The organism is Paraferrimonas sedimenticola (genome assembly GCF_002282855.1).
Classification (GTDB): domain Bacteria; phylum Pseudomonadota; class Gammaproteobacteria; order Enterobacterales; family Shewanellaceae; genus Paraferrimonas; species Paraferrimonas sedimenticola.
In genome coordinates this window covers 385,296-397,819 of sequence record NZ_NRIR01000003.1, presented here as the reverse complement: position 1 = coordinate 397,819, position 12,524 = coordinate 385,296, and the positions used below count along the sequence as shown (strand labels likewise).

9 protein-coding genes are annotated in these 12,524 nt (G+C 50.0%); 7 read left to right on the top strand and 2 right to left on the bottom strand.

Annotated features, from left to right (window positions below):
• Positions 1-3 precede the first annotated feature (3 nt).
• Both aspS and CLC93_RS07735 read right to left on the bottom strand, forming a co-directional pair.
• A complete protein-coding gene (aspS, locus tag CLC93_RS07740; RefSeq protein ID WP_095505394.1) occupies positions 4-1,785 on the bottom strand; it encodes an aspartate--tRNA ligase in 1,782 nt (593 codons plus the stop codon).
• A 124-nt stretch (positions 1,786-1,909) separates the two neighbouring features.
• Complete coding sequence (locus CLC93_RS07735; RefSeq protein ID WP_141237360.1) at positions 1,910-4,702, bottom strand: diguanylate cyclase domain-containing protein; 2,793 nt, start codon at positions 4,700-4,702, stop codon at positions 1,910-1,912.
• A 145-nt stretch (positions 4,703-4,847) separates the two neighbouring features.
• On the opposite strand from CLC93_RS07735, the gene cmoA reads away from it, so the two are divergent.
• The 7 genes from cmoA to CLC93_RS07700 are packed head-to-tail and all read left to right on the top strand — an operon-like array spanning position 4,848 to position 12,413.
• Entirely contained in the window at positions 4,848-5,579 is a 732-nt protein-coding gene (gene cmoA, locus CLC93_RS07730) for a carboxy-S-adenosyl-L-methionine synthase CmoA (RefSeq protein WP_095505392.1), read from the top strand.
• Positions 5,576-6,562: a tRNA 5-methoxyuridine(34)/uridine 5-oxyacetic acid(34) synthase CmoB gene (cmoB, locus tag CLC93_RS07725; RefSeq protein WP_095505391.1), complete on the top strand. Its 987-nt coding sequence runs from the start codon at positions 5,576-5,578 to the stop codon at positions 6,560-6,562. The genes cmoA and cmoB overlap by 4 nt, the downstream gene beginning before the upstream one ends.
• A gap of 9 nt (positions 6,563-6,571) precedes the next feature.
• Positions 6,572-7,321, top strand: a complete 750-nt coding sequence (locus tag CLC93_RS07720) for an ATP-dependent zinc protease family protein (RefSeq protein ID WP_095505390.1) — start codon at positions 6,572-6,574, stop codon at positions 7,319-7,321.
• Positions 7,322-7,333: 12 nt separating this feature from the next.
• On the top strand, positions 7,334-8,842 hold the full coding sequence (locus tag CLC93_RS07715) for an inactive transglutaminase family protein (protein ID WP_095505389.1): 1,509 nt from the start codon (positions 7,334-7,336) through the stop codon (positions 8,840-8,842).
• A complete protein-coding gene (locus CLC93_RS07710; RefSeq protein ID WP_095505388.1) occupies positions 8,842-9,795 on the top strand; it encodes an alpha-L-glutamate ligase-like protein in 954 nt (317 codons plus the stop codon). The genes CLC93_RS07715 and CLC93_RS07710 overlap by 1 nt, the downstream gene beginning before the upstream one ends.
• On the top strand, positions 9,758-11,428 hold the full coding sequence (locus CLC93_RS07705) for a M3 family metallopeptidase (protein WP_095505387.1): 1,671 nt from the start codon (positions 9,758-9,760) through the stop codon (positions 11,426-11,428). The genes CLC93_RS07710 and CLC93_RS07705 overlap by 38 nt, the downstream gene beginning before the upstream one ends.
• Positions 11,349-12,413: a DUF3541 domain-containing protein gene (locus CLC93_RS07700; protein WP_095505386.1), complete on the top strand. Its 1,065-nt coding sequence runs from the start codon at positions 11,349-11,351 to the stop codon at positions 12,411-12,413. Before CLC93_RS07705 ends, CLC93_RS07700 begins: the two co-directional genes overlap by 80 nt.
• Positions 12,414-12,524: the final 111 nt, after the last annotated feature.

Here is a 12,524-nt window from a genome sequence, read left to right as displayed (position 1 = left end):
GGCTTACGCTTCCTCGCTGTCCTCTTTGGCGGCGATAAGTTGAATACCCAACTCTTCTAGTTGCGCAGGATTGGCTTCGCCTGGGGCGTCGGTCAACGGGCAACCAGCAGTGGTGGTTTTCGGGAATGCCATTACGTCGCGAATCGATGCCGCGCCAGTCATTAGCATAATCATGCGATCCAGACCGAACGCCAAACCCGCGTGTGGCGGAGTACCGTAGCGCAAGGCTTCTAGCAGGAAGCCAAACTTCTCTGACGCTTCTTCGTCAGAAATGCCCAACAACTTGAATACTTGTGCTTGCATGGCCTGGTCGTGAATACGCACCGAACCGCCGCCCAATTCGCAGCCGTTTAATACCATGTCGTAGGCATCAGAGATGGCGTTGGCTGGATCGGCTGCCAACTCTTCAGGGGTCATGTTGCGTGGCGCGGTAAACGGGTGGTGTAGCGCGTGGAACTGGCCGTCGACTTCTTCAAACATTGGGAAATCCACAACCCACAAAGGTTTCCACTCGTCACTAACAAGACCGCGATCTTCACCCAGCTTCAAGCGCAGCGCACCCATGGCATCAGTTACTACAGTGTTGCTATCGGCGCCGAAGAAAATGATGTCGCCATCTTTGGCATTGGTGCGAGCCAATAGTTGCTCGACCACTTCTGCATTTAGGAATTTGGCGATTGGCGATTGCACGCCTTCGATACCAGCCGCTACGTCTTTGACCTTCATCCAGGCCAAACCGCGCGCGCCATATACAGAAACGTAATCGGCATAACCGTCGATTTGCTTGCGAGACAGTTCAGCACCACCTGGCAGACAAATCACAGCTACGCGACCTTTAGGATCGTTGGCTGGGCCTGAGAACACCTTAAACTCAACGTCTTTCAAAACGTCGGCAACATCAACCAGCTCAAGCGGGTTACGCAAATCTGGCTTGTCAGAACCAAAGCGACGCATAGCGTCGGCGTAGCTCATTTTAGGGAACTCACCCAGATCCACGTTTAGCAGTTCTTTGAATAGCGAAACCACCATTTCTTCGGTTTTGGCCATCACTTCATCGGCGCTCATGAATGAGGTTTCGATATCGATTTGGGTAAACTCAGGCTGACGGTCAGCACGCAAGTCTTCGTCACGGAAGCACTTAACAATTTGGTAGTAACGGTCAAAGCCCGACATCATCAACAATTGCTTAAATAGCTGTGGCGATTGCGGCAAAGCAAAGAAGCGAGATTTGTTGGTACGACTAGGTACCAAGTAGTCGCGAGCACCTTCTGGGGTGGCGCGGGTCAACATTGGAGTTTCAATGTCCAAGAAACCTTCGCTGTCCATGAAGCGACGTACTGCTGCAGTCACTTTAGAACGGAAGATCAAGCGCTGATTCATTTCAGGACGACGCAAATCTAAGTAGCGGTACTTAAGGCGCGCTTCTTCAGAGTTGGTCTGATGGTCGTCCATGTTCAACGGCAACGGCGCTGCAGCGTTTAGAATGGTCAGCTCTTTACCTAAAACTTCCACTTCACCGGTGCGCATGCCTTTGTTGATTTGGCTTTCAGGGCGGTTACGAACCAAGCCTTTAACTTGAACGCAAAACTCATTGCGCAGCTTGCTAGCGGTTTCAAAGACTTCGGCCAAGTCCGGGTCGTATACCACCTGCAGCAGACCTTCGCGGTCGCGCAAGTCTAAAAAGATAACCCCACCAAGATCGCGACGTCGGTTAACCCAACCGACCAAGTTGACAGTTTCACCGACCTGAGCGGTGCTGATTTCGCCACAATAATGAGTGCGCATGAATAATTCCTTTCGCTTTTTGCTACTAGCCGCGATCCGGCCTGAAAAAATTAATCCGCTATTATAGGGCTTTTACCGTCATTGCCAAAGGTTTACGCCGAATTGAGCTCACTAAACGCGCATTTTATAAGCGGTACTGATTCCCACCGTTGCGTTTGGCCGCATACATGTTGGCATCAGCGATTTTTAGCAGCTCATTAAGCTCATCAGAATGCTTGGGATATAGCGCGATTCCGATGCTAACACCGAGTTGAACTGGCTCGTTTTCCACCTGAAATGGGGTCACAACCGCATCAATCAAACTGTCCGCTACTTGCACCACACCATCCGTGTCTTTGATTCGATTCAACAGCACCACAAATTCATCGCCGCCAAATCGCGACACAGTGTCAGATTGACGTACTGCAGCGACCAAGCGACGGCCGATTTCCTTAAGAACCACATCGCCGGCGCTATGGCCCCATTTGTCGTTGATCTTCTTAAAACCATCCACGTCGAGGAACATCAAAGCGAACTTTTGTTTTTCACGAGCGTGGGTCAATAAGGCCTGCGTGACACGGTCGTGAAACAGCGAACGGTTCGGCAATTGAGTTAGGTTGTCGTGACTGGCCACATGCTGAATTCGCTTTTCAATCATGGCCCTGCGGGTCACTTCGCGCTTGAGTTTGTTGTTGGTCAGCCAAGTCATACCGGAAAAGCCAACCACGATAAGACCTACCAACAAGCTCCACTTAACCCACCATCCAGCACTGGAGTCCGGTTGGGCCTCGGGGATTTGCCACTGGTGGTACATTTGGTGCTTGTCGTTACTGGTAAGCGTTGCTAACCCTCGATTGATCAGAGGCAGTAATGGTTCCAAGCGAGAATTGAGCGCTAAATGACTGTGCTCGGATGAATAGTCGGCAAGTAGCGATAGGCGTACTTCTGATTGTGGATCTCGTCGCAACTGACTGGCTAAGCTGACCATTTGGTCGATAAATACATCCACGTCGTTATGAGCTAAGGCTGCCAGTCCTTGAGCGGTATCGTTCACCAAGACCAACTCCATTGGCATGTCTAAGTTGCGCAGTTTATTGACAACTGCATAGCCTTCGATAACCGCAATACGCTGCGACTTTAGTTCGGTTAAATTGACAATGTCGACCTTGTCGCTGCGAGTCGCCAAACCGTATGGTGCAGGCCAATACGCGTCACTAAACAACAAATTAGCCCTTCGTTGAGCGCTGGGTTGAACGCTCGCCACCAAATCCACTTGGTTGTCAGCAACGGCTTTCATCAAAGTCTGAAAATCGTTGTAGGCTATCGCATTGACGCTAAAGCCCAGTTGTTCGCTTAAGTGACGGACAATCGCCGAGTTAATCCCGGCAAATTGGCCGACGCCATCGGTAAACTCCATCGGGGGCCAATTGTTGAGATAACCCACGGTCAACTCTTCGAACTCAGCAACCAATGCCTGTTCAGACTCGTTTAACTCGAGTCGCGCTGCGTCTTTGGCAAACTGATAATCGCGACTGTTTACCAGCCAGCGCTTTTCGATATTGTGCAACTGAGGAACGCGAATACTCTCAAAGCCGGCTTGAATTCGACGGTTTAAGGCGGTGTCCGACTCGCGGGAAAGTACGTAGTAAGGGGCTCGGTACTCGGGCGCATCCAAGCTTTGGTAATAGCCCCAATTGTCTTCGCGGATCATGCGCTCGGTTATCTGGGGCGCAGAGGCAAACATGCCCACCAGTCGCCCTGCCTTTAGCGCCTGCTCCATTTCATTTAGGTCGGCAAATAAAATCAGCTCCATCAAGGGATAGCTGAGGCGAATTTGGTCCATGTAAGGTGCATTGGCCAACACCCCTACTCGCTGGGCTTCGGAATTGACACTCGGCGCTTGACGGTCAAAAGGATAAAACAGACGAACTTTTTGTTGGTAGATGGGCCATATGGAGTGCAACCCTGTATTTAGGGCACCGCCAGCGGGGTAACCGGCATGACCATCGACCCGGCCATCCTTGACCCAGTCCAACTGCTGATTGGAGTCACCTTCAGCGAAACTCACAGGAATACCAGTGATACTCGACCAAAGTTGCCAAATATCTATGTACAAACCTCGAAAACGACCGGCGTTGTCGCGAAACATGAAAGGTGCATTATCACTGTCGGCCATCAGAGTTAAGGTTTGATTGCGCATCCCCAACCATTTGCGACGAATGTCTCGGCGCAAGGAACCATCAATTTCACTAAATCCGTTCTCAACTCCAGCGAGCAAGTGCTTTTTCGACTTCACCACAGCGGCTGTCATTGGATAGCTGGCTATGCGTATTCGCTTTGCTCTTGGGTAGCTTTGCAGTAATTCCAGCTCGATAGCCTGGTCTTTTAGGAAACCGTCCATGCTGGCAAAAATCTTGATGTCCCCTTGCAGAGCAGCATCGAGTAGCGCCGCGCGGGTTTTGTACTCGGCAAACTCTAATCTGGGATTTATTTCGTTGAGTTTGGACTTGTGTGCAGAATCTTTAACTATGCCGATTCGATACGGCGTGAGTTCGCTAATACTCTCGTGTTGGGGTAGCGAGTGATGCAAATGAAGGTAAGTGTTCAATCGAGTGATTGGTGAGGAGAACTCGAAAATTTCAGCGCGTTTGGGAGTCGGTGAAAATCCCGCGTGAAAGTCGACATTTCCCTTAGCCACAAAGTCGATAGAATCACTCCAAGGATGGCCAATGAAGGTCAGTTGGTGACCTTGAATCGCGGCCCATTCGCGCCATAGGTCAATCAATAGGCCATCGGCGTCACCTTCAGTGTTAGTAAACTGATAGGGGTAACTGTCTTCACCATAGGCGACTATATAATCATCAGCGCGCGCATCCTTGCTACCAACGAAAAGCACTGCAACGGCCAGTAAGGCCACTATCATCTTGTTGACGCTCAACAGCTTCCATTCCTCCAGCTTTGCCTAATATTCCAACAAGTAACCTAAAAAACGCTAAAAACCCTTTAGTATCCGCTGATTAGCCTTGTCAGAATTTTATGGTACCAGCTAAAATACTGTGACCTAAAGTCAATTTTTACAGCTCATGTCTGACGGCTCCGATCGCATTTACGCCAAACCCCATTCTCAACTCGCAGGTTTTCGCTTCGACCAACAAGTGGTTGACGTGTTTCCTGACATGATCAACCGCTCTGTGCCAGGCTATGGTGCCATTATTCACGGTATAGGCCAAATTGCACGCACTCAGGTGACCCAAGGTAGCTTGGTTTACGATTTGGGCTGTAGCTTAGGCGCAGCCACCCACGCCATTCGTCGTGGTGCCTCCGCTCAACCAGACAAGATTATCGCCGTGGATTTATCTGAGTCCATGATAGAGAGAGCTAGCGCCCATTTAGATGCCTTTGTGAATCCCATCCCGGTTCAATTCGTTTGTGCGGACATTCGCGATGTTGAGATAACCAATGCCTCGCTAGTGGTACTTAATTTTACCCTGCAGTTTCTTGCGCCCGATGACCGTCAAGCCTTGATAAACCTCATTTATGAGGGCTTAAACCCAGGCGGGTGCCTAATTGTTTCGGAGAAAATTCACTTTGAAGATCAATCCGTTCAGTCGTTAATTGAATCATTACACTTGGACTTTAAACGTGCCAACGGATACAGTGAATTAGAAATCAGTCAAAAACGTTCGGCACTAGAAAACGTACTGATCCCGGACACCTTGGCTCAACACTATCAAAGGTTTACAAAAGCCGGTTTCGAACATGCCACAACTTGGCATCAAGAATTGAACTTCTGCTCTATGGTGGCAATTAAGTGATAAGTTTTACCTCCTTCTACCAAGAGATTGCCGATGATGTTTTGCATCATTGGCTTGAAGATTTGCCGGCTATCCTGGGTAAATGGCAAAGAGAACACAAACACGGTGAGTTGCCCAAGTGGGAAAAGGTACTTAAAAAGCTGCCTGAACACCCACCCGTCCACCTAGATCTAGAGTCCGAAGTGGCAATCGGTCGAGCCGACGAAGTGTCTGAATCAGAGATAGCCAAACTCACCAGTTTACTCAGCATATACAAGCCGTGGCGCAAAGGGCCCTACCGCTTATACGATATTCACATCGATACCGAGTGGCGCTCTGATTGGAAATGGGATCGTCTAAAGGACCAGATTTCACCACTGAACAACCGCTTGGTACTCGATGTTGGCTGCGGCAATGGCTATCACATGTGGCGAATGCTCGGTGCCGGCGCTCGTCGAGTAGTTGGGGTTGACCCCTCTACTCTATTCTTGTGTCAGTTTGAGGCGGTTAAGAAACTAGCCGGTGGCAAGCATCCAATACACTTGCTGCCCATTGGCATTCAAGATTTGCCAGCCATCGATGCCTTTGACACAGTATTTTCTATGGGTGTGCTTTACCACAGGCGCTCGCCCATCGACCATTTGTTTCAGTTGAAGAATCAATTGCGCGACGGCGGCGAGTTAGTATTAGAAACTTTGGTGGTCGAAGGTGACGAACAACAGGTGTTAGTCCCACACGATCGCTATGCAAAAATGAACAATGTCTGGTATTTACCATCGCCAGCGGCGCTAATGCTATGGTTAACTAAGTGCGGCTTTGAGAACGTACGCATGGTTAATTTAGATACCACCTCTCTGGCAGAACAGCGCAGCACCGAATGGATGCCTAACGAATCATTGGTCGACTATCTAGATCCAAACGATATAACTAAAACGGTTGAGGGATACCCCGCACCGTTACGAGCTACATTTGTAGCAACAAAACCGTATAACCCATTGAGTTAAGGACAAGTTATGAGAGCCCGTACCCTTGCTGTAATTGCCAGTGCGCTACTTGCCGGTTGCGCAGCCCAATCCACTACCAACCCAGGCTTAACTCAAGACCAGTTGGAAGTTGCATTGTCGCAAACCCGTCAGCAACTCGCCACCGACGTAGGTGCGCTATGTGCTAACGAAACCCAGGTCGCAGAGGTACAACAGGAGATCACTCGTCTTAACCAAAGACTCGAACAAATGGATGAGGGCTCTAAGAAGGTCACCACGCCAGTACCGGTTGTCAAAGAGTGTCCTAAGAATGCAATGGCGGACATGCTACTACTCGGTGAAGCTGAGATGGTTTACGTAGAAGAGTTTGGCACAGGCTTCGCGACTCGCATCGACACAGGCGCCGAATCATCATCGGTAAACGCACAGAACATTCAACGCTTTGAGCGCGATGGCAAAAACTGGGTGCGTTTTGACATTCAAGTACAAGAAGGCGACGCCACTGTCGCTCAAACCAAAGAAGCACGCGTGGTTCGCTACGTGCAAATCAAACAGCAAGCCGGTGAAAAAAGTGAACGTCGCCCGGTGATCATGGGCCACATTCAAATTGGCGATTATAAAGCCGAAACCGAGCTAAACCTCACTGACCGCAGCCACTTGGAATATCCCATGTTGCTGGGGCGTAAATTCATGAAAGATATCGCAGTTGTTGATGTGGGTAAGAAATTTGTCCACGGCAAGACAGCGCCAATGCCTAAGCCAGCTAAATCAACAAAATAATAAGGACAGTTCATGCATTCACGTAAGCCGTTTTACTTTCTTGTGCTTCTGCTGTTCATCGCAGGGGTTGCAAGCATTATCTACACCCACAATGTACACAAGGTACCTTTTGTGCCTGGTGAGCGTGTAGAAACTTGGGCCGTCGACGCTCGAATTAGCTTTCAAGCCAATGGCGATCCTGTAGAAGTGAGCTTTGCTCTTCCACAAGACCCGGCATACGACATTCTGATCGAGAATGCCGCCTCTCCGGGTTACGGCTTGTCGGTCGACCAAAAGGAAGGTAAACGCCGCGCAGTGTGGAGTATTCGCGAAGCCATGGGCCGCCAAGACCTATTCTACAAGGCCACCTTTGTGCCAACCGGCAACGACAAATTGTTAGCGGATGCTGAGCCAGAAATTCCATCGCCTGCGACTTGGAATGACACCCTGAAAGCAGCTGCCAGCCAAGTAGTGGCTCAAGCCCAAAGCAAGAGTGCTAACAACCTGTCTTACGCGCGCGAAATCGCGAAAATGATCAGCGCTGAGCAAAGCTCGCAGAATTTCGCCCTGCTAAAAGCCACAGAAAGACCCGCTGCGGTATTTTTAAAGCTGATGGCTGATGGTGGTGTACCAGCGATTGCAGTAAACGGCATCAAGCTTGAAGACCAACGTCGTCGCCAGCCGATGACCGACTTGGTGGCGGTTTATCACCAAGAAGAGTGGCACCTGTTTGACCCTGAATCCGGCGAAGAAGGTCGACCGAAAGCCATGCTTCTATGGGAAGTATCCGATCAGGCTGTACTAGAAGTGACTGGCGGTACTAACTCCTCAGTAACCTTTAGCATGATTCTCGACACCCGCTCTGCACTGCGCACCGCGGTGGATATCATGAGCGTGCAACGAGAACTGGGCTTCTCTTTGTACCAACTTCCTATCGAAGAACAAGGCATGTTCAAGGGGATTCTGCTGATTCCTCTGGGTGTATTGGTGGTGGTATTCCTGCGTGTGCTGATTGGTATTAAGACCTCTGGTACCTTTATGCCGATTCTGATTGCGCTAGCCTTTATTCAAACCACTCTGCTAACCGGTTTGATAGGCTTCTTACTCATTGTGTCAGTGGGCTTGATGATCCGCTCTTACTTGTCACACCTCAACCTACTCTTAATTTCGCGAATATCCGCGGTGGTGGTTGTGGTGATCGGTATTATTGGCTCCTTCACCATTCTGGCGTTCAAACTGGGATTGTCAGAAGGCCTAACTATCACCTTCTTCCCTATGATTATTTTGGCTTGGACCATTGAGCGTATGTCGATTCTTTGGGAAGAAGAAGGCCCTAAAGAAGTGTTTATCCAAGGTGGCGGTAGCCTATTTGTGGCCACCCTTACCTACCTGGCGATGAGCTCCTTCTGGGCGCAGCACCTAGCCTTTAACTTCTTGGGTGTCCACCTGATTGTTCTGGCCTTGGTACTGGTTATGGGCCAATACACAGGTTATCGCTTGCTCGAACTGCGCCGCTTTAAACCCTTTGCGGAGGAGCGTTAATGTTCGCCAATCCTAAGACGCTAGCGCGCAAAGGCGTCTTAGGGATGAACAAGCGCAACATTGACTTCATTGGTAAGTACAATCCTCGTCACTTGTACAAATTGGTCGACGACAAACTGATGACCAAACAATTGGCGCTTAAAAATGACATTGCCACTCCAGGCCTAATTGGGGTAATTCGCCAGCAACCGGAAATCTCTGGTCTACCAGATATGGTTAAAGGTAAAAAAGGGTTTGTGATAAAGCCCGCACAAGGCTCTGGTGGCAAAGGCATTTTGGTGATTACCCACGTCGAAGACGGGCGTTTTTACAAGCCTAGTGGCGATGAAGTCACACCGTCAGAGATGGACCGCCACTGTTCAAACGTGCTCAGCGGTCTGTTCACTCTTGGTGGCAAGACCGACGTGGCTGTGGTTGAGGACTTGATTCAATTTGACCCTGTGTTTGATGGCTATTCCTTTGAGGGCGTGCCCGACATACGTTTGATCGTGTTTAAAGGTTATCCCATCATGGGCATGCTGCGGTTGTCGACGCACGCATCCGACGGCAAAGCCAACTTGCACCAAGGTGCGGTTGGGGTTGGCTTAGATTTGGTCACTGGCAAAGGGCTACACGCGGTGCAGTATGACCGCCCTATCGACCTCCACCCAGATACCGGCAAGAAGTTAACGGACATTCAAGTGCCTCACTGGGATCGTTTAATGACCACAGCAGCGGGTTGCTACGAGATGTCGGGGCTGGGCTACCTAGGCACTGACATGGTGTTGGACGTTGAACATGGACCGCAGTTATTAGAGCTCAACGCGCGTCCAGGGCTTGCGATTCAAACCGCCAATGCCAGAGGGATTTTACCGCGACTCAAGCAAATCCAATCGCTCGGGGATGTCCCAGTGCCAGTGGAAGAACGCATTGCTTATGTCAAAAAGCACTTCAATCCTGACTCTGGCATTTAGCCTGCTTTGGAGCGCCTGGGCAACCAGCGCTCCACTGGACAACCTACTGCAACAATGCCGGGCGCTAACCTTAGCGCCTGTTTCTTTCGATCCAAATCAATCTTTAACTGAAAATCTGGTTTTACTGGAGCGGGCCGACCTCGCTCGCTACAACTTAAGCGATGCTATCGACTATCAAAAATCACGATGGGGAAGTCACTTCTCTCGAGACCAGCACGGGCTGTTGCTGGCCTGCCAGCAGCGCATTGCCAGCCAACACAAGCAACGATTGCAACAGTTACTGCGCGAAGGTTGGCCCGAGCGGCTCAAAGCGTCATCCAATCCAGAGTTTGCCAACTTGGCCAAGCGATGGTTGCAACTCTACCAAAAAGACGCACTCAATCAGCAACCCCTTGCTCAACTCAGCCAATTTGCCGAGTTCAGAGCCCGCCTAAAGGCCAGTCGCGCCAAAATCGACCTTACTAAAATCGACTGTCAGCTCAGCGACAACAGCATCAGCATGGCGCAAGTGCCGAGCTATTTAATAAACCAAGCGGATGAAAACTGTCGACGAACGGTTTGGCAAGCCTACCAACTCAGAGGCGGTGATGCGGTCGAACAGCTGTTAGCGCGAATTTATCAGCAGCAACGCGAACAAGCAAAACGCGCAGGCTACCGTGAAGTGGCCGAACACCAACTCAGCCGCAATTGGCTCAGCGAGGTTGACTGGGTGTATCAGTATTTACTGGCGAGCTATTCGAAAGACCATGCCGCTGCCCCTTGGCAATTGGCAAGATTACTCAAACAAGACTCTGAGTTAAGCGAGACTTCGGATTCTATACAGGTGTTAACCGATACTGCAGAAGAACTTGGTTTGCGCTTGGAGGGCTTGCAGGACAACTACTTTCGAGTCTGGCTCGAGCAGCGATTACTTGGCGAGCTTAGAGTCAATTGGCAAGACGGTGATATTGGTAGCTGGGTGATTCGCCAAAGCATAGTGGGTGTTCAAGTCGGCGTGGTCGAGCTACAAGCGCCAGCGAACATCTCGTTGGCCAGGCAGCAGCACAAATATCACATGGCAATTGCACGTGCGTTAAAGTCGCTTGCAGCCGGTAGTCGTTTTTACTGGAATAACCGCATCGGTCTACACGCAGAGGCCAGCCATTTAGCCAGTTATTGGCTATCGGCCATGTGGCAGCCAAGATTTGGGCTGACGCAGGCTCAATTCGACTCAAGACGCAATCTGCACAACGCCAGAGCCTTACAAGCACTCACCGATAATCACAGCCAATTGGAGCGCCCTACAGACTTATTTTCCAAGCGATTTGGTGAAAGTGCACCAGAAGTCGAACTTCGCTTTGCTAGCCAGGCACGGCTTGGCGCCAATGTATATCAAAGCCTGTGGGCTCAGGATGCTGGGCGTTGGCTAGCCTTGCGCCATCAAAACCAATGCCTGCCGCTGGACAGTATTTTCAACACCCTGTTTGTCAACGCCAATGGCGCGGGTTTAACCAAACAATTTCAACAACTGGTGGGCTTGAGCTCACCCCCACAAATTAATCAAAGGATGCTGAATGAAATTTCTGATTCCCATACTGCTAACCAGCCTTGCTCTGTGCGCTACTCCGGTAAAAGCGCAGCAACTCAGCGCTGATGAGGTATACCAAGGCATTCAACAAACCTTAGAGAGCCGACTGTATCAGTTACCTCCTCGCGTCCAAGGGCACTACGGCATTCGCATGTGGCGTTTGCATGGCGATCCCAAGTACACCCAAGCCGCGCTAGTTGACTTGTTCACTGTTACCGAAGCACAGAGCTTTTACGCCTGCCAGGCCAACGAGTTGTCTTTCGTTGAGGCAACCTCAAACGACATGATTTCAAAGCTTGGCAAAGGTCCGCGTGCAAAAGCCCGTAAAGCCGCGCTCAAACCTTGGCCTGAGTTTGTTTTCTATACCGATGCGCTGCTCAGATACGCCAGTCGCATCGACGAGTTTGGCTTAACTGGGCCTTGTCATCAGCTGCTTATCGAAGTCCTTAAACGCTACGACTTTGAACCGGCTCTAACCGATCCTGCCATGATCAAGTCCTGGGCGGCGCAGTTGATTAATTATGTCTACTGGGCCAAGCAATTGGGCGTGCGCGACTATCTAGACACCTATACCAAGGCGTTTAATGCTGTGTATCCAAACGAGCAAGATGAGCAGTTAGACAAGAAACAATTTCGAAACAAAGTCTACGGCCTAACTCATTTTGTATTTGCCGCTTCTGGCTATTATCAAAAGCCGGTAGACGCCAAAGAGTTCGCTTGGATATTGGATTACTTTGAAGCCAACATTGAGCGGATCATCAAAGATGGTACCGATGACATTATTGCTGAAGTAGGTGTGAGTTTTTTGCTCGCCGGTAAAGAGGATCACCCTGTGGTCTCGAAAACGCGTAACCACATTATCGGTAGTTTTGATGAGCAGGCTCAATTCATTCCTTCGATCTCCGGCAGAATTAGCTACGCCAGCGGAGAGCACAGAAACATGTTGGCCATGATGCTATTGGGTTGGACTGGCGAGCTCCATCCAGGCCCTCATCTGGCAAAACTCAAACAAACGCAGAAATACCTACCAAAACAAGTAAAATCCAAGTAATCCTTAAGCAGATATGCCGAATACAGTAAAATATTCGGCATATCTGGCATTTAACGGTTATATTTCGACCAGTTTCCTTTTATACTAATTAGCGGTTGCGAACAGTTAACG

Coding starts and splice junctions, on each gene's coding strand:
- CLC93_RS07715 (WP_095505389.1), top strand. CDS start 7,334: ATGCATTCACGTAAGCCGTTTTACTTTCTTGTGCTTCTGCTGTTCATC.
- CLC93_RS07705 (WP_095505387.1), top strand. CDS start 9,758: ATGTCAAAAAGCACTTCAATCCTGACTCTGGCATTTAGCCTGCTTTGG.
- CLC93_RS07710 (WP_095505388.1), top strand. CDS start 8,842: ATGTTCGCCAATCCTAAGACGCTAGCGCGCAAAGGCGTCTTAGGGATG.
- aspS (WP_095505394.1), bottom strand. CDS start 1,785: ATGCGCACTCATTATTGTGGCGAAATCAGCACCGCTCAGGTCGGTGAA.
- cmoA (WP_095505392.1), top strand. CDS start 4,848: ATGTCTGACGGCTCCGATCGCATTTACGCCAAACCCCATTCTCAACTC.
- CLC93_RS07720 (WP_095505390.1), top strand. CDS start 6,572: ATGAGAGCCCGTACCCTTGCTGTAATTGCCAGTGCGCTACTTGCCGGT.
- CLC93_RS07700 (WP_095505386.1), top strand. CDS start 11,349: ATGAAATTTCTGATTCCCATACTGCTAACCAGCCTTGCTCTGTGCGCT.